Consider the following 23,513-nt stretch of genomic DNA (forward strand, 5'->3'; position numbering starts at 1 on the left):
ATAATCTATGCCGAATAAATCGAATATACCTCTTAAATACAATCGCTTATATAAACACAATGAAATTTTTACACCTCTTTTTACAAATATCCACTTGTTTAATACTTTTGCATAATGTTTACTAAATAAACGGAGAGAACGAAATCACTTAACAGTTTTTCTACTTCTCTCTAAGTGTAGAGGTAACGAGCAAGCACTTTAGTTTCAGAGGAATTTAATCAACCTAGGGAATGCGCGACTGATAAATAAAATAAGAGGTTGGTGTCATGCCTGATGCAACTATCAGCTACAACGATTCCATCGCAGGCTCAGTTTATGAAGCCAGCAATGAAATCCCAAAAAGATCAAGAACAAAGCCCGGTTTCCGCCTGAGTGTACGGATCAAGCTAATGTTGGCATTTACGGTTACGACAGCGATGACCATCGTGATTGCCACAGTGGCACTGGACACTCAACAAGCCTTTCGTAATCAACAAAGCACCACCCAAAGCCGATTGCTTCCCGCTATCTCTGCAGCAAAGTCATTGCAGGATGTCACCAGGAAGATTGTGGCCATTGGCCCGGAAATCGTTTCATCGAAGAGTGCAGAGGAGATCGAGTCCGCCATCAGCCTGTTACCGGAATATGGTCATCAGGCCCGGTCTCAAATTAATCAACTCCGGGTAAGTCTTGGTAAGGGTGCCAGCGGAGACGACTCCCAAACAGGAGCTATTTCAATTGACTCACGAAAGATAGATCAGATTGAGTCTCAAGCGACAAACCTGACCAGCACTTTGACCGACATGGCTGCTTATGTCACCGACATTGAGCAACAGCTAATCGCCTACAAGGCCGAAGAGCAGAAAATCGAAAAATCCATCAGCAACATATTACAGCGCATCAAAGGCATTTCGGACACCACTCACCGGGACTCAAAAATATCGATCACGGATATCAGTGTCGCCATAGACCGTGGGGGCCAGCAAGCACAGGCTCAGGCGGCCCTTCGTAAACTGTCACAGGAAAAACTGGACGTGTTTCGCTGGGTATTTTCATTGATGGATACCACCGGCGCACTGAGTGCGGGCATTCAACGTCTCAAGCTGGAATCCTCTCCGGAGGAAACATTGCAGGCTAAAGCCGGACTTTACCTGCTGACCAAGACATTACTGAGATCCCAGCGCGCAGCGATCCTGGACGAACATGCCGAATCCATCGCTGCGGACATAGAGGTTCTACGGAATCATTTTTCCCCCAATAGCGAGAACAGCCTGGTGGAGCTTTGGGCCGGCATCCTCGAAAAACGACAATCCCTGGCAACCCTGCTCTCTTCCAACGAATTACTCAGCAATCAGCTCAATAGCCGAGTCAAAGAAGCGGTGGACCAGAACATCGAGACTCTGAGAAATGAAGCTGACCATACCGATACAGTCATAGAACAAGCCACCAGGACGATTTGGATAACTACCATCGCGGCCGTATTAACAGCCCTGTTGATAGGCATATTTTTTGTCCATATCAGCATCATCCGCAGAGTTGAAAAGCTGAATAACGTCATGGCGAGTCTGGCTGACGGCGATACAGAGGTTTGCCTTCCGAAGGCCAACAGGGACGAGATCGGCAGAATGGTTAAGGCTGTTGCGGTCTTCCGCAACAACATGATTGAAACCCGGCAAATGCGGGTGGACCTGGCTGATGATTTCAATCAACGGCTGGTATCCATACTGGACAAAGTTCAGAAGATGGTGGAGCAACTGAATATCGACGCAAGGTCCATGCAGGAGGCCGCGGCCAGCGCCTCACAAGGGTCCCAGAGTGTGACCTCCGCCATACAGCATACCAATGATAACGTCACTCAGGTTTCTGCAAGCACCCAGGAGCTCGCGTTATCGATCCGGGAAATTGAGCATCAGGTTACTGAGAGCGAAACCATGGTGTCCTGTGCCGTGGATGAGGCCAAGAGAAGCCACGCCAATCTCGTCGAACTCAACGAGGCAGCTTCCCGGGTGGAGGAGATGCTCACCATGATCAATGAGGTGTCCGAAAAAACCAATCTGCTGGCCCTTAATGCCGCCATCGAAGCAGCACGAGCCGGAGAGGCCGGACTAGGCTTCGCCGTGGTAGCTCATGAAGTCAAGAATCTGTCCAACGACACCTCCAACTCTGCCATGAAGATCAGGGAAATGGTGGCACAGATGCAGACAGCCAGCAGCAATGCCAATCATGCGGTTTCCACCATCATCGACAAGGTCACTTTTATCGAGCAGGCATTCACCTCTGTGGCGGCAGCCGTGACAGAACAGGCTGCGGTAACAGACGGCATTGGACAAAACTCCTCGGAGGTCGTCAGCAGTATGCATACCGTCGCTGAGGGCATCCTGTCACTATCGCAAACCGTGGAACAAACCAACCGGCAAGCCAGGGAGGTCCAGGATATGGCACTGGTGTTGACAGAGAATAACCGTGCCATTCGCCTCGAAGCCGATCGTTTTGTCCAATCCATGCTGACTTAGCTGGAGCGGAGGACCAAGGCTATGACCAACAACAACCAATTACACAGCCAGGAAGCTTCCATTGCCGTACTGAGTTTATTCACAGCCATGAACGCATACTATGATTCCCTGGACGCTATTGACCTGTTAAAGGATTCAGGAGTATGGGCCGTTTCCCGATGGGAACCCTATATCGAAGATCCGGATTTCATCTCCCTGGACACCGCTGTCGACGTGGACGGCAAGCAGGTCGCGGATATCAGATTTGGAAACCCCACCTCGGACCATGCCGCCATTGGCGCGGTCTTTTTCAAGAAGTCGGGGCTGGATCTCTGCACCGTCCTTGGCATCAGTTTTAATCTCAAAATAAAGAGCTTTGCCAATGCCGGCGGACTGGCAGTAAAGCTTGTTTTCGATGGCGAACCTGCCAGTAATGCCCACGCAATACTGGATAACAGCGTATCCCTTAATGCCTGGCATCACATCAGGTTTTCACTGAGTGACTGCCCGGAACTGTCCAGCCCTCCCGTCACCCTGGTGATTGAAATCATGCCGCTATGGAATTCCGACATGCGGGGAGTCCATTTTCAGCTGGACAACATTCAATTCAAGATTGGGAGGTACTCATCATGACAACTCACAGCACACACGAATCTCTTTTTGGACGGTTATACCAGTCCAAACTGGAGCAACTGGACAAGGCACTTGCCTCTGATAATACCCTTCGTCAGCTGGTTCTGCAGGCAGAGGCTGAGGCCATTTCCCAGGAATTGAGACAGATGGCAGCGAGAGCTTCTGTCAGTACCGCCTGATTTCATTCAAGGCTGCGCACGACTCTCAGCGATGCTGGTGGCATTTGTTGGGAGTCGTCACCAATACCATCATGATGTTTACTATTTAGTTCATAAAACATTCATCACTTAACAATTGATTGCTAAATTCTTTTTAAAATATCGCCGCAGTCCAGGCAAATATACGACAAAACAGCTTGTTTATTTAGCTTATATATTGTTTACTTAACAACAGAAACTTAACAATAGTACTTAACACCAATATCTAACAAAACAAAAACAAGAGACACGGTGAAAGACATGACAGAGCAGCTTGCCCTATTCTTCCCCTTACCTCCTCCGGATTTCGCTACTCAACATCGGTAAATCCTCGCTGACCCCGATTGTCAGCCAGCTTCTTCAATTTTGATTGTGGCGTGTGAAGACACATGCCAGGGATCTCTGTCGCCCAAATTTATGGCGCACTGTCAGGAAAAACCTGGAGCTATGCAAACCAGGAGCATAAGAACAAACAGGAGACGGACTGCCGGTTAACTCAACTGTTAAACACAACATCATCTCTAGAGGAAACTATTGTGAAGAAACATCTTAAAACAATAATGCTGGTGTCCGCAGCGGGTATGCTTCCCACCATAGCCGCAGCCCAATCTTTTGAAATCGGTAACGGATGGAACGCTGATCTCGGTCTACTCATTCAGGCTTTTGGAGAGAGCGTTGACGTCGATGGAGCCGACTCCCAGTTTCGTGTCAAATCCGGCTTCGATCCTTCCAAACTTACCCTGGGATTAACCGCGCCTGAAGTCGACGGACTCACCGTCTCCGGTACCTATCAGGTCATCCAGACACTGAATGATTCCGGCGGCGACCCCAACGCAACGTCTGTTCGTATTGCCGAACTTGCCGTCTCCGGGGATTTCGGCACGTTCAAAGCAGGACGCGGGTGGCAGATTATGGGATCCAGCAGCCTGATCCATGATACCGGCAGCCTTCCAGGTGTAGGCGGACAATGTGGTTTTGACCGTAGCGGAGCCAATGGTGCCTGTGGCCGGATTGGTTACGGCTATGTCTGGACGGATTTCGCGCCGGGCCTGCAATATGCCTCCAAGAGTTTTGGCGGTGTTTCCTTCCGTGCCGGTGTTTTTGAAGGCCAGTCAAAGACCGATCCCCGCTTTGAGGGAGAAATAAACTACAACTCCGATATGTTCGATCTATGGGCCAGCACCATGTCGGAAAGCTCAGATTCGGGCGACATCAAGGCCTTCGATGTAGGCGGGGAGTTAAGGTTCGGTGACGCCGCCCTGACAGCCGCCTATACCAGCGGGGAAGGCATAGGTCGTGGCCTGCGCGGATTGAACATCGGCTCAGATACCACCTTCTACTATGTCGAAGGCGATTACACCATCGACAAAACCACTTTGGGGGTAAGCTACGGTGCCCGCGAAGAAGAGGGTGAAGCCGCACAGGACGAAGCCACTCTGGTCATGGCCTTCATTCATCATAAACTGACCGATAATGTCACTCTGGTAGCTGAATTCAATCAGGAGGAAGTCGAAGCTCAGGACGGTTCCACCACTTTGGATGCAAAATCCATTGCCCTGGGAGCTCAGTTGGTTTTCTAAGGGTCTTCCTGCAGCCCTCTTGTGGTCAGGGATGACCACCTTTTTCCCTTTCATTGCGGCCTTTCGACACTTCTATCAAACAACTACGAACACGCTCAATACCCTGAGCACAAAAAATGGAGCTTCCTGCTCCATTTATTCCCGCTATCAATGATTGTTTCGTCTATCAACAAACATACTCGCTACCAACAATATCTAGCTGGTCTGGCCAACCCCCTCCAAAGTCTCCAGCTCAGGGAGTTTATCAATACGGGGCGCGGACATAATCTGCTTACGGGGTAAAAGCGTCCCCTGACCCGGAAGTTTGAATCCGGCGACGGATTTCCGCAGCCTGGTTGCCAGGTTTGCCAGTTCCGAGATGGATATCGCGGTTTCATTGGTGCCCTCAGAAGTGCGGCTGCTGATTCCCTGTATCACTTTCATACTGTCGGAAATACTAATCGCTGCCCGCGCCTGCTGAGCCGAAGCTCCAGAAATATACTTGATCAGATTCGCCAGATGTCCCGATACGGACTCGATTTCCTTCAATACATTTCCCGCATCATTCGCCAGTTCAGTTCCCTGGCTAATACCAACAGTACTTTTCGCCATCGCCTTCACCAGTTCACTGATATCTGCCTGTATCGTCCGAACCAGTATCTCAATCTGCTTGGTGGCACCGTTGGAGCGTTCTGCAAGTCGGTGAACCTCGTCTGCCACCACTTCAAACCCCCTGCCCGATTCTCCAGCCATAGATGCCTGAATAGCAGCATTAATGGCCAGCACGTTGGTCTGGTCAGAGACACTGGCAATCAGCTTAACAATCTCACCAATTTCTTCGGATGAGTTACTCAGCCGATTGATCGTTTTTGATGTTTCCAGGATCTGTTCACTGATGGACTCCATGCTGTATACCGTATGGCGCACCCGTTCAGCCCCATGCGTTGCCAGTTCAGCAGAGTGCTGCGCTACGGCGGCCGACTCCTGTGCATTTCTCGATACCTGCTTAACTGAATCCGCCATTTCACTAGTTGCCTTGGATGCTGCAGTGATCTGGTGTGCCTGAACCTTTGAGGCTTCAGCTAATTGCAGAGCCGTGCTACGGGTATCGCGAACGGCACCGGACACCTGCGCTGACGTCTGATTAATCGACGCCACCAATTGTCGAATTTCCTCGATGGCTTCATTAAAAGCATCAGCTATCGCTCCGGTCACTTCTTCACCCACTGTAGCATTAACCGTCAAATCACCCTCACCAAGCCCCGCAATTTCATCCAGCAAGCTGAGAATGGCCGCCTGATCACGCTGATGTTTCTCCTCGGCCAACTGAGCTTCCCGGGCCTTGCTCAACAGAGTCAGTCGGGCAATCCTGCGTGCAACCAATCCCCTGATCAGTAATAACAGGAAAGCCACCACTGCTGCGGTGTACCCCCAGGTCTGTTGCGGCTCGCGCATCTCCGCTACATTTTGATAGACGGAGGCAAGTCGCTCGGATGCCTGGTAGAGCTTGTTGGAAGCGTTAAAAATATCTGTTCGATAATAATGCACAATCAACAATACGCCGGTACGTTCAAGAATGACCTGCGCATCATCACTGAGAGCCATATAGGAGCGGGACATGTTTTCCAACTGTGCTGAGATGAGGGAATCCAGCATCCCATTTTCCTGAATCACATCCCGGAGCTTCACCAGTGATCCCGCCGTTTCAGAGATAGACTGACGCAGCCTGACTTCCGCGATCACCGCACCCTTGCCCGTATTCAGTTTCAAGGCCATATCGCTGAGATTACGGGATAGCAGGTTGGCGCTGTCAGACAGATCCTCGACTGCCGCCAACACGGTATTTGGAGCATTCGATTCCAGGAACCATTCATGCATCAACTGCGCCTGCCCCTGCAGTTCCGACTGGAAAGTCCCTCCCCGGTATTTCTCCGCAAGATTGTCATTCAGCGCCACCTGCTTCCTCTGCGATAACAGGAAAGCCACATCGCTGTATAGCTGCTCCCACAACCCGTTGAGCTCATCCATGGCTCTTGCCGCCTCGGTCGATAATGAATCAGTTGGTGGCAGCCCTGTTCCATCGGTATCAGAGCTCCCCTCGCGGAGTATTTCAACATGAGATGCCAGTGCTGCTTGATCGGTAGCCAGTTGGTCATATGCCCCGATATCGGCCTTCGCGGCTTCAGCTGCATTCTTTGCTATCGACTGGGTTAAAACGCGAATGGCATCACTTCGGGCTGCATACTCCCGATCAAAGGCCGAATAATGTTCCACAACGGCAAATATCCCCACCATGGAAACCACCGAAAAAATGGTAGCCAGAGTCAGGACCATGGCCAGACGCCGCAGGTTAACGATTTGGGGACGAAAGTTATCCACCATGCTATTACCCTCTCATAGACCGGTTGTTTAGTCAGATCAGCCGTTACACTGGCCTTTCAGGAACTGCCATAGAGACCGACTCGACCATGCGTATTGTTAAGCAAACCATGTTTACTATTAACACAATAAGTAAACACCATAATGCTAAACTAAACAAGAAATCCGTTTTTACTTAATTTTTCAGAAGGTTGTTAATAGGTAACTTTGGTGAGATAACAGACATATCCATCTGTTTTATTGCGACTTATTTCTTTGACGTATTCCAAATCAATCGCTGTTCTAACCTGTTTAGTATTTTTTCATATACCAAACTCTCTTAATAAACTAAAAAAGCTGTGGACCCACCACTAGCAGCAGGCCACCATTAGGAAATGGTTCGTCGATAAAGAGAGCTTCAGCGGTAAAGCCGGCTCTTGCGGACAGAAACAACAAATAGGTTTAAAAAAGGGAAGAGCTACCAGGACAGGGAAGCTGTGGATACAGCCGCATCCCAATACTGCAGAAGTTCGTCATCCAGCGTTGCCACGGTGATTGAGCAGCCGGCGGAGTCGATTGAGGTCACATAATTTCCGACCAACGACCTGGCAACTTCAAATCCATGGGCTTCACACAGTTTTCTGGCCGTATGATAAGCAATGTACAACTCAGACTCCGGGGTTCCCCCGAGGCCATTGACGAAAAGCAGTATTCTCGAGTTCCCATTCCCAATAAATTTGGAGAACACCAGTTTCATCATACCGGCAATCAGATGATCCGCATTGGCTAACGGTTCTTTGGAATGACCATGTTCCCCATGAATTCCCACACCAAACTCGATTTCGTCCTCTTTCAGCACAAATGTCGGTTTACCTGCCAATGGCACCGTGCAAGAACTCAACATAATTCCAAGACTGGATATCCCCCGGACGAGTCGATCCCCCAAAGCCTTCAGCGCTTCAAGGTGCATCCCCGCCTCAGCGGCGGCTCCAAGGATTTTTTCTACCACCAGGACTCCTGCCAGTCCACGGGCATATTCCGGCTCCTCGCCTGCCGCATCATCATTAACAATGACAGTCGCAACGGGCGTCTCGACAGATTCGGCGCCAATTTCAAAGTTCATGACGTCCCCCTGATAGTTCTTCACGATCAACAGGGAGCCCGCACCGGTTTCAGTGGCTTTAATCGCTTCTTCAATCTGTTGGGGAACCGGTGAAGTAAACACCTCTCCGGGGCAGGCGGCATCCAGCATTCCCGGACCAATAAAGCCTACATGCGCCGGTTCATGACCGGATCCACCGCCGGATATCAACGCGACCTTGCCTTCAACCAGGGAAGCGCGCCGGAGATACAAAGGGGAGGTATTAAGAGTGACCAGATGTTCGTGTGCAGCAGCAAAACCCTCAAGACTCTGGGGAACATAGTCTTGTGGTCTGTTCATGAGTTTTTTCATCTTCGACTCCTTAGGCATCGTAACTGACAACGAACCTGTTAACTCTGAAGACGGATGAAATTGAGATTGGCGTCTTTGTTACTGAGCTTGGCCCCACATTCCCTATTTTTCAAGCGTTTCAATCAGCTTTGACATTCCATCTGCATATTGCTGTAAGAGTTTTTCAGCCAGCTTGTTAGCCGCTTCATCTTTGAAATGCGGCATGTTCACGGAGATCTTCCGCATCCTGTGCTCTCCATCTGCCGCGATAACACGCTTGGGGTGAGCCTTGTGATACAGGTCCAGAAACTGTTCTTTCTGGTTGGGGGAAAATACGCAGATATCAAAGATGATTTCCAGATGCTTCACTGGAATGGGTGTGCTGTATCCCGGATTGGTAATCTGCGAGATAAAACTGCGATTCTTGTTCAGCGCTTCTGCCAGCCGCTGTCGTGTCCCTGAAGGTCGCTCATTGATCACGTCATTCAGGATCGATTTATATTCGGCGACGTAGTTTGTTTGATCTTTCACGCGAGTTATTGTCTCTTCAATTGCTGCATATCATATCCGGCACTTTTCTGCTGCTTCATGCCGGACGTTCACGCCATTTTTGTTCCAGCCACCGGCGCTTTTGTGTCAGCCACAGGCATTCTTTTTCCAATCATGGACATATCTTTCCAATTACGGACAAATTTTTCCCCATCATTGGCATTGTCTCAAGAGTTATCCGGAGTGAGTCAACTCTTCTACCGCTTTCTTGAGAGCTTTCAATGATTCTCCACCTGAAGCCTTGGCGGAGGCAACTATAACGCCTTCCACGAGAGGAGCGTTCATGATCAGCACTTTTTTCTGCTTATCCTGCTCCAGATTATCAATCGCAATCTGACTGTTCATTTCCGTGCTGCCCAGGTCTACAAAAATAGCGACCCCCTTGTCAGACCAGGCCCGGTTAATCGCATTAAAGATTTCATCTGCATTGCTGCCGAGTCCACCTTCAATATTACCGCCGCACCAAGCAATAGGAACGGAGTCCCCGGCGATCTGAAAAGCCATGATCGCTGTACCTTCGGCTACCAGAGCAGAATGGGATACGATGACGATGCCTATATTATTCAATTTGTTATTCTCCTCATCATGTCACAAATAGCCACTACCGCCAAAGCACAGGAACGTGCTCCGGGGTCCAGATGTCCCACACTCCTTGGACCAAGATACGATGCCCGGCCTCTTTTGGCCTGTAGCGGAACCGTATCGTCAGCACTTTGTTGGGCTGTTGCCGCAACGACAGATATATCCGGTGGAACCCCTGTCTGGCTTCCACTCACCAGCAAATCGATGACCGGTATCAACACGTCCAACAATGTTTTGTCACCCCGGTCCGATCGCCCCCGTTTTTTTACCGCTTCAACACCGGCAACCAGAGCAGGTATAAAATCTTCGCTTGTGGTTAAAGACTTACCCAGAGTCAGTATGAATGTGCCGTATAAAGCACCGGCAGCTCCACCAATCTGATTAACCACAATCATACCCAGCCGTTTCAGGTCAGCCGACAATAATCCGATGTTCTCTTCGTCATGATTTTCCCCCGAGATAAACAGCCGGGAGTGAAAGGGGTCATCACGCTCAATAGCGTCCAGAACCGCCTGACTGCCACGGGTCATATTGAACCCATGGTCACCATCTCCTATCGCCTGATCCAGGCAGGTAAGTTCATCCTCATGGGCAATGAGGCATTCGCCGACTGTTCGACAAACATCGTTCAGAGAAATGTTCAACGAATCTCGAGTTACCATGATTTGCCTCTGGCTGAAGTGAGTACAGGAAACACCTGTGCACACGAGTGTTATTATAATTCATCAGCCAGAATTCATCCTTGGACAGGCCGTGCATTAATCTATCAGATGTTTAGTAAATTATAAATACTAAGCACAATTATTAACCCTTTCGGATGCCCCTACTACTTTCAATTCCACCTTCGCAATAGATCCCAACCCAATTCGCGCATTTTCATGTCCTGTGTCTACACTTAGTTGTGTTATCCCTTAATTGAAAGCACTTTCATTAACCGGAGACATGTATCCATGAGCTGGTATAACAACCTTTCAATAAAAATAAAGCTAATTGGATTAGTGTGCATTTTACTCTCTTTGCTGTTTCTAAATTCAGGCTACGCCATCGTCACCATGACAGGGATTGGTAAAAATCTGACCCAGGTAGTGGAGGCCGACATACCACTTACCGAAAAGCTGACGGCAATTGCTCTCCATCAATTGGAGCAGGCAGTTGTATTCGAGAAGTCTCTGCACTTTTCAGACGCTTCCGATACACAAGCCAGCATGTCGCAATTCAGGCAAATCTCCAGCCAGATTAACAATGAGCTTCGCGAAGCCAGTGCACTGGTTGAGTCAGCCCTCAGCCATGCCAGCGGCCAAACGCTCAAAGAGTTCAAATTGGTTGAAGCCCGGCTGAGCGACATTGCCCAGGTTTACCAAAGCTATCTCCGACATGTTGAGGAAATCTACAGCGAGGGTTCCGGTTCACCCTCCTCATCACTATTGCTGTCTACTGAAGCTGAACAAAAAAATATGGACGAGCAGCTATCAGATCTGGTCCTTGAAATCAGTGGTTTCACAGAAGCAAGTGCCCTGGATGCCAGAGACCAGGAATCTCAGACTGTCAGAACCCTCTGGATCATTGGCATCATCAGCACCATTTTCGGTCTGACGCTGGGCTGGCTGATCTCCAGCACGATCGTGAGCGCTATCCGCAAATCCATTGTGGTGGCCTCCGGCGACCTCAAGCAGGAAATACAGGTCACCAGTAAGGATGAAATCGGCGAGCTGCTTATGGCGATGAATGGCATGCGTAAAAAGCTTCTGGATATGCTGTCTGCGATCAGTTCAACGACCGACGAACTATCATCCGCTTCTGAGGAGTTGTCGGTGATCACCGAGCAGACCGGTCGCATCATCCATCAACAACAACGGGAAACCGAACAAGTCGCCTCGGCAATGAATGAAATGACCGCAACCGTCCAGGATGTGGCCGGTAACATACATGCCACCGCGGGGGCAGCCAGCGAAGCCAATCATCATTCCATCACCGGCCAGGAAGTTGTTGGGAAAGCGGTGGACCAGATTAACGAACTGGCGCAACAGATCGAACGCTCAGCCAAAACCTTTGAACAGGTGGAAAATCACAGTACTGAGATCAATACCATCGTCGATGTGATCAACGGCATTGCTGAACAGACCAACCTATTGGCTCTCAACGCCGCGATCGAGGCCGCCAGGGCCGGCGAGCAGGGACGGGGCTTTGCGGTGGTCGCAGATGAGGTCAGAGCACTGGCAGCCAGGACACAGGAATCCACAGAACAAATTAACGAGATGATAGGTAAGCTCCAGGAAGGATCACGTGAAGCTGTTAAAGTCATGGAGCAAAGCAGGCACCAGGCAAAAACTGCAGTCGACTATGCCCAGAACTCAACCGGGCTGCTTGCGACCATTGTGGATTCAGTGTCTAAAATCACCGACATGAGCACCCAGATTGCCAGCGCCGCAGAACAGCAGGCCCAGGTATTGGAGGGATTGAATCGCAATATCGACCAGATCAACGATATGGCCAATGAAACGTCCTCCAGTACAGCCCATACGACCACTGCAAGCCAGGATCTGGCAAGGATGGCAAGCAATCTGCAGGCATTGGTGAGTCAATTCTCTACCTGAGAGATAACACCCTGGTCCCATCAGGGCTTTTATGCCCTGGTGGCCAGCAATACGCCACTACAAGCCATAATGCCACTGGCAGTACGATTGACATTTTTCCGAGCCCGGCGGCTGGAAAGCATCTGTCCGGTCTTACCCGCCGCGTAGGCATATCCCATCATGACGCCACCAACAGCGACGGTGGCAATGACCATGATGCTCACCAGATCAATGAATGAGATCGCTGACAAATCCAGAAAGGCAGGGAAAAAACCGATGTAGAACAATATCGCTTTCGGATTACCCAGCGTGGTAATCAGTCCTGCCATAAAGTTAGAAAGGAAGGATGCTTCTTTAACGCCTTGTACTTGATTATCCACTACCTCTGCGCGCCACAACGATATGGCAAGCCAGATAAGATAGGCCGCACCAGCGTATTTCAGCACAACAAAAAAACTACCCATGGCTTCCGCCAGCGCCACCAATCCGCAGACAGAAAGCAAAATGAAAATATAGTCTCCGACCACAATACCCACTACCGTCATCGCGCCATGGTGAAAACCGGAGGACATCGCCCGTGCCGTCACCGCAAAAACGCCGGGACCAGGAATTAAGGCCAGAATGATCATGGAGCCGAACAAGGCAAGTGCAGTGGTAATCGTCATGCTGACCTCGGAGGAATCAGGGGCTGTGGACGGCTAGTATTTAGCCAAAATAATGACTCGTCAACTTACTGCAAGTATTCCAATAGGGTAAAGCTGATTCTATGGAAACCTTCGCCCTCAGATTGATACTCCAAGATAACTTCTTCATTCTGTCTGGTAAACGTATTTGCTCCACTTGTTTTGAAGTGCTCAGACCGCAAGTAATTCGCCAAAGTTCCTTCAACACTCTCCCGATTCATACCTGATGTAAAGGTTACTAAAGCCCTACTTGGCTTATTACCATCAGCAGCGCTGTATAAATAGAATTCATCAGAAATATCTTCAATGGGTATTTTTTTAACGAGGGACGGGGTAAGCAACAAATAGTCGATTGAATATTTTGAATAGCTTCTGTCCTCAGATAGGGAAGCCAACGCATAATATACGGCGAGCATAAGAGTTAACACTGCACCAGTGCAGAGCAGCCTTTTTATTACTGTCCCCATGCTTATTTGACCTCAAAAAATAGCAGACCTTTGTTCGCCGGTTTTATAGTATTTAGTTCAGGGGGTAGCGGTACAATTATTGTCGCTAGAGCGTCCGACACTCTGCCCCAGAGCTTTGATCCTTAACGAAAAAACGAATCCCCTTAGGATCAAAGATTCCTAGATTAAAAACGTAGGGAGCACCGGTCAGGCATAAACTTTCTCCCGACTTTATAGACTCCGCGATGAGGTTCTCAATATTGACCGTATCAGAGGTCGGGACGATAACCTGCTGCACCAGCGACTGATCAGACGAGGCTTCCACTTCCAGGTGATAGCACTTTTCGCAGGCAAGATGCAGATACCGGGCTTTCACGATCCTGGTCTCGCCCTTGATACTCATTGATGTAATGGTCCCCAACACCAGAAAGGCCAGTGACCAGACAATAAATCCCTGCTTGTTCATTTGCTTACTGCATGTGCATGAAAGTCAGAATGGTAGGGAGCTAATGAAACGCTTTATGCGCTCCGTCTTCAATCGTGCATATGGGCTATATCCTGAGACGATTGTCTCAACTCAATCATTTCCCTTTTCAAATGGTCGCGAGGTCACAATTTTGTGCTCTCTATCGGGTATATAGTGGGTTTTCCAACAATAACATTAATGAGTAAGCTAACCGGGAATACAATATGAATAAAATCGTCCCCATAACCGCACTTCTCACTTTCGGGCTGTTATCCCACTACTCACTGGCCAGTGATTTTGCCAAACTGGACGAAGCGTTACCGCCCAATGGCATTATCAACAACCTGGAGCCTGTGTTTGATTTTGATGGCGACGGATGCCTGCCAAGCGCCGGTATCAGTCGGGCCGGCGAACAGAATGCCGGCCTTAAAACCTCCGGAACCATTACCGGTGGCTGTCGCTCAGGAAACTTTCTACTGACCTCCAATACCCTGCATCGCTATGTCTGCAAGACTTCGAACGGAGATACCTATTGCGGCCACTTTTATGCGCTGTATTTTGAAAAAGACCAGCTATTTCACTATTTCGGCGGAGGTCACCGGCATGACTGGGAACACGCGGCCGTCTGGACAAAAAATGGCGTCGTCACCCATGGAAGCTACAGCGCTCACGGTGATCTCTATACAAAACCGGCCGCGGAACTGCCATTTGAAAACGGTCACCTGAAAATTGTCTATCACAAGGATGGGATAACCACCCACGCCTTCCGTTTCGCCAAATCAAACGAATATGCTGAGAACCCCTATGGTTCTTTTCTGACTCCGACGATAATCAGTTGGTATCAGGTAACCGGTGACGGGCTTAGCAACGAAGAAATGCGCAATCGCCTGAATTCCTATGATTACGGCTCCGCGACCATTCCAATGAAAGACAGCAATTTCCTGAACAATATCAATGACTACCGGCCTTCAGGATATCCCACTTTTACCAGTGCGGATGTGAGTGCTTCGCAGTAGAAAATCGGTATTCAACAATCAGACAGCGCCCGGAAAATGGGCGTTGTCTACAACACAAAGCGCTGTATCGGATGTATCGTTCGGTCGATATATTCAACCACTTCCACTTCCCCAATAGTGCCATTGATTGCAAAGTCTTTCGCATTCACTGCATCAGCAAGAGATTTGCATTTCTGCGCATCAGTGGAGTTGGCGATTCCGATGTGCGGAATATAGGGAATATCCAATCGCAATGCTTCGGCCAGCAGCCCTGTATAGAACCGGTCATGCAGCTTGACGATGTGGCTATAGCCCTCATCCGGTACCAGGAATACATGGTTGTAGTCGCTGAATGCGTCCTTCATGAGCGTTGCGCATCGAAGCACAAAAGAAATCGACTCTATGCCAGCCAGGTTTCTCTGAACATGGTCAATAAAGGCTGATTTTTCAATGCCGGATACGGGGAAAACCATAGTGAAATGCGCACTTACAACATCCGCATGAAGTTCATCATGCTGTAAACGAAATTCTTCGATCCACTCATTATCCGTGTGAGATAACTCCGGATAAGCAAGCACAACTAATGACATAGAATCAATCTTCTCTTCCTTAGGGAGACAGCCGCGTAATTGTTCTAAAAATCCCGAGCACTGTGCTGGAAAACTTAATCATTTTGAAGACTCCATTAGTTACATCAGCTGCAAGTTCTTTGCTGTCCACAGACTGATAGTTTCTGTAAAACTGATCAATTTCATTTTTATCAAAAAAAGCCCCGTGGCATTGTGGACATTCCTCTACTTGTACGCCGTTTGAAGACACTAACTCTAGCCTCACATCCTCACAGCTTGGACAACTTAGTTTTGTGTCCCCAATTTTCTCTTTTTCAATTAAGATTCCATGTTCGCTGATCTGAGCGTGATTTAACCAGAGACCTTCACAATAAAAGCAGATTCGATATTCTCGATGTCGATATTGTTCTGTTCTTAATCGTTCGATGCACTTAGGGCACATTAACTTTTTCATATCAAATGGTGACCTTACAAATAACTACAAAACCTAAACTACTTCAGCACCAATGAATCCGGACCAGATATAACCTCTAAGGGATACGTCCCAAGCTCACACTCTATAAGGTCTTTAGCAAACGCCTGGCTAATCTCTGTTCCAACAGGAATATCTATACGGTGCCCATAAATTCCACTTTTCCAAACGCCTGACTCTATCTGGACTATGGGCACATTTTTCCAGGAAATATAGAAACATTGCCAGAACTCTCCTGCCCTCCTCAAACACCCCTCATGGCCGCTTTCTGTGTCGAAAGAAATTTCGTTGCGAGTTCCAACATGACAGCGTTCGTTACTATACGCTTGTTCAGGACGAAGGTTCTCTTCTAAACATGTGACAAACTTGCGACCTTCAACGCTTTTATCCAATTCAACAATATGGAGCCATTTTTCTATCACAGCGTCATTCTGGTGTTGATGTAATAGGTCAGACCAGATAACTGAGCCTTTCATTCCAACAGTTGCAGGATAATGACAACTGTTAAGTATCTCCACCTTCTGAAATCTGGAGAGCGCTGAGACAACCGGAGAGCTGTTTACAATCATATTCTTGATAAAATCACATATGAAGCATGTGAATACTGGATCTTTTGGATTGGTTAAATTGGAGCTTTACGGTGAAACTGAAGATATAGCTCTTTAAGAACTTCAGGTAAGGCGTTCCAATAATTTTCAGTTTGAAGCTCTGGCACTTGCCAAAATAGATTTTCTACAAAAGCAACATCGATGCAATTCCTAACTTCTCTATCACCTGATTTAAAGCTGTTACTGATATCCACCAATAAGTCACGATATTCAGATGGAGGAACATCCCCACACATTTCTTTATTGAGAGCTCTGGCCAGCACCTCAAACCAAGAATAGGAGTAAAACTCTTCATCGGCGAAATCTCCCCACAATCGGGTATATTCAGAATCTGCCATTGTCGCTATGGCAGGATACCGTTCCTTTATAGCCTTGCAAAAACTATCAAGTGGATTTTCACTGCCTATTTCCATATTCATCCCCTCGCTTGCAACAGAATTTCTATTGTCCTCGCTAAAGTATTTTTTGCCGTCGGTTTAAACACATTGATCATAAAAATGGGCATAGAGCGATCTTTGTAGAAATAGTAAATCGTTCCCTTGATTTCTTTTTTGTGTTTTACCGACAGTGGCCATGCAAGCTTACGCATACCTCCTGTGTTCTGGATAAGTTCACCAATTCTTGGATCTTGTGTAATGAAATCTACGACAGCTTCCTTTTCTTGCTCCCCCAAAAGCGTATCACTCGATCGACCAAACTCACGATATTCAACTACAGAGATTGGTAGTTTTTTTCTAGCTTCATTCATCATCTGGAAGACACCCTGCTTCACTCAACTCGGCCGGTCCATCTCCATATTCAGCTAGTAATGACAAAGCGATGAAACCAGGCGATTTGCCAACTCCCTTACTGTGAATAGATATTTCTGGCGTAATTCTTTCCCACACATCTATCTCTAATAACCTGCCTGTAGATCTTTCCGCAGCAATTTCGAAAGCATAAAAGCACTCGTTAAATGTGAGCCAGGTTCCTATCCATTGAGTGCCCAATTGTTCGGGTATGTCACTGCAATCTATTAAAAGGCCGCCCAGTACACTCAGTCTTTCCACAGAAAGTAATTCCACCAACCATGGCAGTTTCTCCGGGTGTTTTCTAAACGACTCTGCACAAACTTTCATTTCAAGGTATGAAAGCAAATTTTGCTGCTGGACATTCTTATTGCGAATTTTACGCTGGCCTTCAATGTGCACAATATGGTTGTCTTGCAATACCTTTAATCCAGTGGTGGTGTAGAACTCTTATTTGCTAAGGCCAGTGTAAAAAGGCTATAGGACAATCAATCCATTTCTTATTCGGAGATCTTTTGCCTCACTCCAAAGTGTTATTGAAACAACTCTCTTGAACAGAGCGATGCTTCAAATCCTATTCCAAGAAGAAGCTCGGTACTCAAGAGTTACCGATTATTTAAACCACGTCTTATACCCATCAAATTTACGCTATTTGTCAGTAAACTCCATAAGCTCCTGTAATGCCTCTTGATGGCCAACTTGTTTAATACCAAAATATCTCTCCAACCCGAAACTGGCAATTAAGTACACCCTTTCATTGGGCTTGGCGCTAATCGTTAAGCTACTCTCATCGCCCATAATATCTGTCGTACGGGCGACTATCTTATGCGCTCCTGGATTGATGGAAGTATCAAGAAAATGGCCATTTTTAAGAATGCCGATTTCCTTCTCGTCAACAAAAATTTGCATCGTTATACCCATATTGACAAAGCTATTTGGGCGAATTATATACAAGCTCGCAGAGCCTTCTGGTATATCGTCAAAGCCGTTGAAGTATCGGTGGTACCCACAGGCTACCGTACTCAATGAAAGCAGTATTACAATAAGAAATCTAACTAATGACATGCTTTACTCACTCGCAGTTTTAGATGTGCTGAAATTGCCTTTTCAGTTGCAGAAAATGAACAATCCAATAGGGTTGAATTTAGAGCATCCTGATTTTATAACCCGGAATCAATTACACACAATATGAAAAGCGGTTTACTGCGTGTGGTAAATTACCAGGCCCAACATTGATAAAAGAAAGAGGCTGAAAATTCAGCCTCCTTTTAACTAATGTATTATCATCGGAAATTCACCCGATGACTGTTCCTGCCAACATTGCACTATCGCACGAAATTAATCCGTCACAGAAATTGAATACTTCAGCTTTTCGGGAAGCTCCGCCCTTTGTGCAAGCAACGCCTTTTCAGATTGCCCAGTGTCTTTATCGACTTTCATCCGCTTGGAGTGTCCACGGTGCTGGATGGTAATCCAGTATTCCGCCTTATCCACCAGATCTGCAGATAACGTATCCAAGGGGAAGTGTGCGATCACTTCCAGGTGAGTCAGGCAATTGGCGCATTTCACCACGTTGCGTCTGCTCAACACCGCATGATCACCCAGATAGTACTCAGTTAATTGTCCCTGGGCATCGGGCACTGAAGCATAGGCCCGGATCACAAACGATCCGTCAAACAGACCACGGTTAATGCCTCTCACCGTGAGTTTTTTCGTACTGCCGCCGGTGATTGGCTCAGGCTTGGGTACTTCGTCGAGAGACCCCGGCCCATAGGTATAACCAAGCTGCTCCTCGATATTGATGCAGTCCATTGACGTGAACGGGTTGCCGAACTCATCCTTGATGAAAGGATTGAGCGGTGTATTGAGATCCAGTGGTGTCCCAGGTGGAATACCCGGTGTCGGTCCCTGTGAGTCACTGGAGTTTGTGCCGTAATAGCCGGTGATGACTTCCAGTTTGTTGATGAAACCGTTTTGTTTTTGCCAAAGCCAAAACATCCGGTCCACATTGCAATGATGGAAGAAAAAGATCGGATCCAGTGCAGCCGTGTTGTTTTCTCCCATGTCCCCATTGGCATCAGCGACTTGGCCTGACTCTCCCTGCCCCGGTATATCGAAGCCACCAACTGCCAAGTGAACGTCGTTATGAGGCTGTTCGAGCGCTACCACGGATTTGGCCGGGTGGTCCAGGTTCCATTGACCGGCTGATGTGGTATTGGAAAATACGGTGTAGTTTGGTGCACTCAGACATTTCTCGTACATCCACTTCACACCTCTTCCTTTCGGATTCGGATCCGTCGTTGTCGGTCCCTCTTCATCCTTTCCAGAGCCATGTAGCCAAGCAATGATGTTCTTGTTGAGTAATTGGGTATTCTCGATAGGGTTTGGATATTTCGCGTTATGTTTGGCTGTGGCAGCCCGAGCTTCTGGGGTTCCGACTAGTCCGGAAAGCGGATATCTCACCGTTTCATATCCGGCAGGTTTTTCATAGGCCTTATTATCACCGGGCACATTGTCACTCAGTGATAGAGGCAACGTGTAGGAATATAAAGGGTTTTTGATATTTTCCCCATCCAGCTCAAAGTACTCACGGGTCAAAACATCGGGAATACCTTTCTTGACGGTTTCTTCGCTTGTTTCATCCCAAAATGGCAGCGTGACGCCTGGCACAATGGACTGCAGCGCCTCCTCCAGTTTGAGGATATATATCCGGTGCCAGGTCGGGAAAAGCACGTTACCGTGGTTACACCATCCTCCCCAGTATGTATAGATATCGTCAGGGGGAAGAGCGTCAACGGCATTCCGGTAATCGAAAGGTTCGCCGTGGTAGCCGCCCAGAATAAAAAAAGATCGTTTATCGTCCGGCGGTAGTTCCTGAATGCCTTTCCAGGCTCGAATCAGGTCTTCGAGAGGTTTTCTGTTTCCTCTGTCATATTCTGCCTGAAGATCCCGAACGGACCTTCTGACGTTCAGTTCGCTTGAATCACCCATCCTTTTTCTCCTTGTGACGTCACATTGACGCACACTATTTTGGGTTTATTACTCCGGCTCTATTTCAGACCCGGTACATCCTTTTTTGATTCATAGGAAGTCTGTTCAATGAACATCAATAACCATAGACCGGTTTACATTTTTCAGCCATTGATCTGACCGCCATCCTGATTCCGCTTTCCGCTTTCCGCTTTCCGCTTTCCGCAAGATACTTTGCTGCGCCTATCGCATTGCATTGCATATTTACGCTTCACATTTATTTGGATCTATATCTACACGCAATCTATACAAATCCATATTAGCCCGATAAATAATCAAACAAATATCATCCCAGACTGATAAATGAGCCATGTTAATATTTACAGTGGTGGTATAGGACAGCTGGATTGTCTGTTTGATGACCGTAGTAATGATTCATATATAGGCAGGGATTCTTATATGAAAAACGTCTACAAATATATCAGCGAGAGTAAGGATCAATTCACCCAGGAAAACTTCTATAAAAATTTCAGAAATGCCGATGAAAAGATCATAGTCCCCGTATGCGCTATGGGACTGGGGTTCTGGATCATGACATTTCAGGATGCACTCCGTTTGAACGCTCAGAAGTTCCAGGATCAGAAACTTAAGCTAATTGCAGAGAAACATCGAAACGAAGACAGCGGTCACGACCTCTGGTATCTGCATGACCTGGACGCCCTAAGAATTAACCCTCCGGATTTATATATGCTGTACTCGCCTGATTTGGCATTTGTGCGAGACAGCGCATTCGAAGTTATGGGCGAAATAATGAAGTCTGACGACGACTATACAAGACTTGCCATTATTGAAACCATCGAAGCCGTCAGTGAAGTCTTTTTTTATCATATGGCAACATATACATCTTCCAAAGCAAATGGCTTTAAACTGCTATATTTCTCCCGACATCACTATGAAGCTGAAATGTCTCATAGCGATAGAGATATTGAAGCCGCATTTATGAACAATACCGTATCTTATGAAAAACGCCGTCAGATCATTGAAACGGTTGATCGTATCCTGGATTCATTCAGGGCTGTGCTGGAAGGGTTGAACGATATGGTGATGCATCAGGAACAACCTCGCCCCCTGGAACTTGCATCCCCTTATGTGTTGGCAAATTGTGGCTAACTCTTTAGATACTATTTTTCTAGATACCGACTCTTTAGAAAGAAAATTGTCTTACTTCCATAGGTGCCTGACTCTGCGAGTCTGGCACCATTTAACCAACTTCCCCAAGCTCCCCTCCTAGCTAACCAGATAGCCATAAATCGCTTTATCAAAAAGCTCATTTAAGTGCAGATCATTGTGACACGCCTGCGCAATCACACAAAGATCCTTTCTACCTTTCCATAGGTCATACAAAGCCATAGAGCTTGTTGTGGGGATCACCTCATCCTGTTCCGCTACTACCATCAGCATTGATTCATCAATCGTCCCGGCAAACTCAGCTGATGGAAACCTCTGACCTAGAAGACTACCAACAGGCAAAAATGGGAAGTGATATTTGCCAACAGAAGCCAAGTTATCAAAGGGTGTTACCAGAATCGTTTTCTCAATCTTCCGTTGAGATGATAGATAGGTTGCAACCGATGACCCCAGACTTCTTCCAAGCAGAACAATTTTCCGGGGATCAATGCCACAGGAGGAAATCAGGTAGTCGTATATTCGCAGCGCGTCTTCATATAACGCACTTTGTGATGGGCGGCCTTCACTATTTCCATACCCGCGATAGTTAAAAGTAAAGACCGACTTAACACCCCACCTGGAAACACAGTCGAACATCTGGGTAATATCTTCAGCATTACCGCCGAAATACAGCATGACAGCACTACTGGCAGGTTGGGGGACATCATAATTCCAACCCTGTAAATTAACTCCACCTGACTTCAACCAGATTTCGTGAGATTTGTAGGTTGAATAGGCAAAAGGGTTTGGAGGGCATCCGGGGAAGATAAACTGGTCTTCAAGAAAGCTAAACACACATTTTCTCGCTATCTGTTAGCCCACAACTCATCTCGCTAGATACGAGAACTAAGCCAGATGAGTAGATCTGATCATACTTCCTGTCAGTTGACCCCCTATGCCTCCCTTTCCATTTCTTCCAGTTCATTTATAAACTCCCAATATTCATTATTATCAGCCGACGCTCCGGTATGCCACTTGTCTTTATATTGAGAAAGCCTGATTGCATTAAAAACACTGAAGTGGAAGGGAAGTTTATATTTTTCCGCAATCTCTTTTCTTAATTCAGTCAAGTGACTTGAGTCTAATTTGTCTGGATGACAGGCCACTGCATACCCAAAATCTGCAAAGTGAACATTAAACTTCCACTTCACTATGACACTTTCTACCTGCTCCTTAGAATAGTATCGTTTAACCCCAAAAGTTCTCATGAGATAAAAAGGGAGCTGGCGAACGTATTTGTGTAACTGAATTCGTCTTCTTATGGAATTAAAGAGTCGCATATTAGTACTCAAACAGCATAGGTTATTTACTCCAGAAGAGATAATTGGCAACTAGAAGAACAGGATTGAAACCGATAATTTACTTTTTGTATTACCCCATCATTAGTGCCTCATAGAAGCCTTTAAATGCCCTTATTCCCAACCACGTTCCACATAGGTTCTCTTATCTTCCTCTGGAAAATCACTTTTATACTCTCCCCATCCCATATACTCATAGTATTTTGTCATCGCCTCAAAGTAAGATGATGCGTCGCAAGTCCAGACCAACTTTGCTCCGGGCTTGAGCAGGCTCCTTACACTATCTCCATATCGCCCAGCTAAACAAAATGTCTGTTCTTCTTCAGTTTCTACCCAGAGTTCGTGCTTCATTTGATTTTGATACTTAGTTAGGGGAATCGCTGACATAAATTTAGCAGCGTAGGTCAAAATACCCACTCGGTGAATAATAAGATCATTCTGTTACTCTCGTTTTCCTATGCCTCCCAGATCCTATAATTAATCATGGTGCTTCTTAGAATGCCTTCTTAGGGAGAGTCTGAATAACCCCAAAATTCTGAGGTAATTGATACTCTCGACGAAAATGGTCGAAGATACAGATTGTTTTTCCGGCCATTTTGGATCTCACACCCCTCGCAGGGCCTCATCTGGGCCCATC

General features: G+C 47.3%; 26 protein-coding genes. 7 read left to right on the forward strand and 19 right to left on the reverse strand.

All coding sequences use genetic code 11. The features are described from left to right. Positions 1-266 precede the first annotated feature (266 nt). The 4 genes from BTA51_RS03440 to BTA51_RS03455 all read left to right on the forward strand — a co-directional run bounded on the left by BTA51_RS03440 (position 267) and on the right by BTA51_RS03455 (position 4,881). On the forward strand, positions 267-2,492 hold the full coding sequence (locus BTA51_RS03440) for a methyl-accepting chemotaxis protein (RefSeq protein ID WP_094705978.1): 2,226 nt from the start codon (positions 267-269) through the stop codon (positions 2,490-2,492). Positions 2,493-2,513: 21 nt separating this feature from the next. Next, entirely contained in the window at positions 2,514-3,104 is a 591-nt protein-coding gene (locus BTA51_RS03445) for a hypothetical protein (protein ID WP_094705979.1), read from the forward strand. Next, a complete protein-coding gene (locus BTA51_RS03450; RefSeq protein WP_094705980.1) occupies positions 3,101-3,283 on the forward strand; it encodes a hypothetical protein in 183 nt (60 codons plus the stop codon). Before BTA51_RS03445 ends, BTA51_RS03450 begins: the two co-directional genes overlap by 4 nt. A 554-nt stretch (positions 3,284-3,837) precedes the next feature. After that, positions 3,838-4,881, forward strand: a complete 1,044-nt coding sequence (locus tag BTA51_RS03455) for a porin (protein ID WP_168188037.1) — start codon at positions 3,838-3,840, stop codon at positions 4,879-4,881. Between the two features lie 195 nt (positions 4,882-5,076). On the opposite strand, the gene BTA51_RS03460 is transcribed toward BTA51_RS03455, so the two are convergent. The 5 genes from BTA51_RS03460 to dhaL form a co-directional block, all read right to left on the reverse strand. After that, positions 5,077-7,242, reverse strand: coding sequence for a methyl-accepting chemotaxis protein (locus BTA51_RS03460; protein WP_094705982.1), 2,166 nt, complete (start codon positions 7,240-7,242; stop codon positions 5,077-5,079). 454 nt (positions 7,243-7,696) lie between these two features. Next, a complete protein-coding gene (locus BTA51_RS03465) occupies positions 7,697-8,671 on the reverse strand; it encodes a dihydroxyacetone kinase subunit DhaK (protein WP_094705983.1) in 975 nt (324 codons plus the stop codon). A gap of 102 nt (positions 8,672-8,773) precedes the next feature. Continuing rightward, complete coding sequence (locus BTA51_RS03470; RefSeq protein ID WP_210404751.1) at positions 8,774-9,181, reverse strand: hypothetical protein; 408 nt, start codon at positions 9,179-9,181, stop codon at positions 8,774-8,776. Between the two features lie 192 nt (positions 9,182-9,373). Next, a complete protein-coding gene (dhaM, locus tag BTA51_RS03475) occupies positions 9,374-9,766 on the reverse strand; it encodes a dihydroxyacetone kinase phosphoryl donor subunit DhaM (RefSeq protein ID WP_094705985.1) in 393 nt (130 codons plus the stop codon). Continuing rightward, positions 9,763-10,443 carry a dihydroxyacetone kinase subunit DhaL gene (dhaL, locus tag BTA51_RS03480; protein WP_094705986.1) on the reverse strand — a complete coding sequence of 227 codons (681 nt, stop codon included), beginning with the start codon at positions 10,441-10,443 and terminating at the stop codon, positions 9,763-9,765. Before dhaL ends, dhaM begins: the two co-directional genes overlap by 4 nt. Before the next feature lie 288 nt (positions 10,444-10,731). Here dhaL and BTA51_RS03485 point away from each other — a divergent pair, with 288 nt between their 5' ends. Continuing rightward, positions 10,732-12,375 (forward strand): methyl-accepting chemotaxis protein, encoded by a 1,644-nt coding sequence (locus BTA51_RS03485; protein WP_094705987.1) that lies wholly within the window; start codon positions 10,732-10,734, stop codon positions 12,373-12,375. Positions 12,376-12,404: 29 nt separating this feature from the next. On the opposite strand, the gene BTA51_RS03490 is transcribed toward BTA51_RS03485, so the two are convergent. The 3 genes from BTA51_RS03490 to BTA51_RS03500 all read right to left on the reverse strand — a co-directional run bounded on the left by BTA51_RS03490 (position 12,405) and on the right by BTA51_RS03500 (position 13,949). Next, a complete protein-coding gene (locus BTA51_RS03490) occupies positions 12,405-13,019 on the reverse strand; it encodes a LysE family translocator (protein ID WP_094705988.1) in 615 nt (204 codons plus the stop codon). 65 nt (positions 13,020-13,084) lie between these two features. Then, a complete protein-coding gene (locus BTA51_RS03495) occupies positions 13,085-13,504 on the reverse strand; it encodes a hypothetical protein (RefSeq protein WP_141215520.1) in 420 nt (139 codons plus the stop codon). A gap of 85 nt (positions 13,505-13,589) precedes the next feature. Next, complete coding sequence (locus BTA51_RS03500) at positions 13,590-13,949, reverse strand: hypothetical protein (RefSeq protein WP_094705990.1); 360 nt, start codon at positions 13,947-13,949, stop codon at positions 13,590-13,592. A 224-nt stretch (positions 13,950-14,173) separates the two neighbouring features. On the opposite strand from BTA51_RS03500, the gene BTA51_RS03505 reads away from it, so the two are divergent. Continuing rightward, entirely contained in the window at positions 14,174-14,965 is a 792-nt protein-coding gene (locus BTA51_RS03505; RefSeq protein WP_094705991.1) for an NPP1 family protein, read from the forward strand. A 47-nt stretch (positions 14,966-15,012) separates the two neighbouring features. Here the strand turns inward: BTA51_RS03505 and BTA51_RS03510 are convergent, their stop codons facing one another. From BTA51_RS03510 to BTA51_RS03545, 8 genes are all read right to left on the reverse strand, one after another. Next, complete coding sequence (locus BTA51_RS03510) at positions 15,013-15,534, reverse strand: 2'-5' RNA ligase family protein (RefSeq protein WP_094705992.1); 522 nt, start codon at positions 15,532-15,534, stop codon at positions 15,013-15,015. A gap of 19 nt (positions 15,535-15,553) precedes the next feature. Next, positions 15,554-15,967, reverse strand: coding sequence for a zf-TFIIB domain-containing protein (locus BTA51_RS03515; RefSeq protein WP_094705993.1), 414 nt, complete (start codon positions 15,965-15,967; stop codon positions 15,554-15,556). A gap of 38 nt (positions 15,968-16,005) precedes the next feature. Further along, positions 16,006-16,503, reverse strand: a complete 498-nt coding sequence (locus BTA51_RS03520; RefSeq protein WP_168188038.1) for a hypothetical protein — start codon at positions 16,501-16,503, stop codon at positions 16,006-16,008. Positions 16,504-16,607: 104 nt separating this feature from the next. Further along, a complete protein-coding gene (locus tag BTA51_RS03525) occupies positions 16,608-17,006 on the reverse strand; it encodes a hypothetical protein (RefSeq protein WP_094705995.1) in 399 nt (132 codons plus the stop codon). Between the two features lie 2 nt (positions 17,007-17,008). Beyond that, a complete protein-coding gene (locus BTA51_RS03530; protein WP_094705996.1) occupies positions 17,009-17,344 on the reverse strand; it encodes a hypothetical protein in 336 nt (111 codons plus the stop codon). After that, positions 17,334-17,801, reverse strand: coding sequence for a hypothetical protein (locus BTA51_RS03535; protein WP_094705997.1), 468 nt, complete (start codon positions 17,799-17,801; stop codon positions 17,334-17,336). The genes BTA51_RS03530 and BTA51_RS03535 overlap by 11 nt, the downstream gene beginning before the upstream one ends. Before the next feature lie 228 nt (positions 17,802-18,029). Next, the gene (locus tag BTA51_RS03540) at positions 18,030-18,446 is read right to left on the reverse strand and encodes a DUF2846 domain-containing protein (protein ID WP_094705998.1); all 417 of its coding nucleotides are present in this window, start codon (positions 18,444-18,446) and stop codon (positions 18,030-18,032) included. A gap of 273 nt (positions 18,447-18,719) precedes the next feature. Then, a complete protein-coding gene (locus BTA51_RS03545; RefSeq protein WP_094705999.1) occupies positions 18,720-20,372 on the reverse strand; it encodes a tyrosinase family protein in 1,653 nt (550 codons plus the stop codon). 438 nt (positions 20,373-20,810) lie between these two features. Here BTA51_RS03545 and BTA51_RS03550 point away from each other — a divergent pair, with 438 nt between their 5' ends. Then, positions 20,811-21,521 (forward strand): hypothetical protein, encoded by a 711-nt coding sequence (locus tag BTA51_RS03550; RefSeq protein ID WP_141215522.1) that lies wholly within the window; start codon positions 20,811-20,813, stop codon positions 21,519-21,521. Positions 21,522-21,638: 117 nt separating this feature from the next. On the opposite strand, the gene BTA51_RS03555 is transcribed toward BTA51_RS03550, so the two are convergent. The 3 genes from BTA51_RS03555 to BTA51_RS03565 all read right to left on the reverse strand — a co-directional run bounded on the left by BTA51_RS03555 (position 21,639) and on the right by BTA51_RS03565 (position 23,284). After that, positions 21,639-22,373 carry an alpha/beta hydrolase gene (locus BTA51_RS03555; protein ID WP_094706001.1) on the reverse strand — a complete coding sequence of 245 codons (735 nt, stop codon included), beginning with the start codon at positions 22,371-22,373 and terminating at the stop codon, positions 21,639-21,641. 98 nt (positions 22,374-22,471) lie between these two features. Continuing rightward, complete coding sequence (locus BTA51_RS03560) at positions 22,472-22,858, reverse strand: DUF6559 family protein (RefSeq protein ID WP_094706002.1); 387 nt, start codon at positions 22,856-22,858, stop codon at positions 22,472-22,474. A gap of 132 nt (positions 22,859-22,990) precedes the next feature. Continuing rightward, a complete protein-coding gene (locus tag BTA51_RS03565) occupies positions 22,991-23,284 on the reverse strand; it encodes a hypothetical protein (protein WP_210404752.1) in 294 nt (97 codons plus the stop codon). Positions 23,285-23,513 lie beyond the last annotated feature (229 nt).

The sequence above is a fragment of the Hahella sp. CCB-MM4 genome, assembly GCF_002260525.1.
Lineage (GTDB): Bacteria > Pseudomonadota > Gammaproteobacteria > Pseudomonadales > Oleiphilaceae > Hahella.

Excerpts from the sequence above, each read along its gene's own strand:
- BTA51_RS03440 (WP_094705978.1), top strand. The coding sequence starts at position 267 with ATGCCTGATGCAACTATCAGCTACAACGATTCCATCGCAGGCTCAGTT.
- BTA51_RS03445 (WP_094705979.1), top strand. The coding sequence starts at position 2,514 with ATGACCAACAACAACCAATTACACAGCCAGGAAGCTTCCATTGCCGTA.
- BTA51_RS03450 (WP_094705980.1), top strand. The coding sequence starts at position 3,101 with ATGACAACTCACAGCACACACGAATCTCTTTTTGGACGGTTATACCAG.
- BTA51_RS03460 (WP_094705982.1), bottom strand. The coding sequence starts at position 7,242 with ATGGTGGATAACTTTCGTCCCCAAATCGTTAACCTGCGGCGTCTGGCC.
- BTA51_RS03465 (WP_094705983.1), bottom strand. The coding sequence starts at position 8,671 with ATGAAAAAACTCATGAACAGACCACAAGACTATGTTCCCCAGAGTCTT.
- dhaL (WP_094705986.1), bottom strand. The coding sequence starts at position 10,443 with ATGGTAACTCGAGATTCGTTGAACATTTCTCTGAACGATGTTTGTCGA.
- BTA51_RS03485 (WP_094705987.1), top strand. The coding sequence starts at position 10,732 with ATGAGCTGGTATAACAACCTTTCAATAAAAATAAAGCTAATTGGATTA.
- BTA51_RS03490 (WP_094705988.1), bottom strand. The coding sequence starts at position 13,019 with ATGACGATTACCACTGCACTTGCCTTGTTCGGCTCCATGATCATTCTG.
- BTA51_RS03495 (WP_141215520.1), bottom strand. The coding sequence starts at position 13,504 with ATGGGGACAGTAATAAAAAGGCTGCTCTGCACTGGTGCAGTGTTAACT.
- BTA51_RS03500 (WP_094705990.1), bottom strand. The coding sequence starts at position 13,949 with ATGAACAAGCAGGGATTTATTGTCTGGTCACTGGCCTTTCTGGTGTTG.
- BTA51_RS03505 (WP_094705991.1), top strand. The coding sequence starts at position 14,174 with ATGAATAAAATCGTCCCCATAACCGCACTTCTCACTTTCGGGCTGTTA.
- BTA51_RS03510 (WP_094705992.1), bottom strand. The coding sequence starts at position 15,534 with ATGTCATTAGTTGTGCTTGCTTATCCGGAGTTATCTCACACGGATAAT.
- BTA51_RS03515 (WP_094705993.1), bottom strand. The coding sequence starts at position 15,967 with ATGAAAAAGTTAATGTGCCCTAAGTGCATCGAACGATTAAGAACAGAA.
- BTA51_RS03525 (WP_094705995.1), bottom strand. The coding sequence starts at position 17,006 with ATGGAAATAGGCAGTGAAAATCCACTTGATAGTTTTTGCAAGGCTATA.
- BTA51_RS03530 (WP_094705996.1), bottom strand. The coding sequence starts at position 17,344 with ATGATGAATGAAGCTAGAAAAAAACTACCAATCTCTGTAGTTGAATAT.
- BTA51_RS03540 (WP_094705998.1), bottom strand. The coding sequence starts at position 18,446 with ATGTCATTAGTTAGATTTCTTATTGTAATACTGCTTTCATTGAGTACG.
- BTA51_RS03545 (WP_094705999.1), bottom strand. The coding sequence starts at position 20,372 with ATGGGTGATTCAAGCGAACTGAACGTCAGAAGGTCCGTTCGGGATCTT.
- BTA51_RS03550 (WP_141215522.1), top strand. The coding sequence starts at position 20,811 with ATGAAAAACGTCTACAAATATATCAGCGAGAGTAAGGATCAATTCACC.
- BTA51_RS03560 (WP_094706002.1), bottom strand. The coding sequence starts at position 22,858 with ATGCGACTCTTTAATTCCATAAGAAGACGAATTCAGTTACACAAATAC.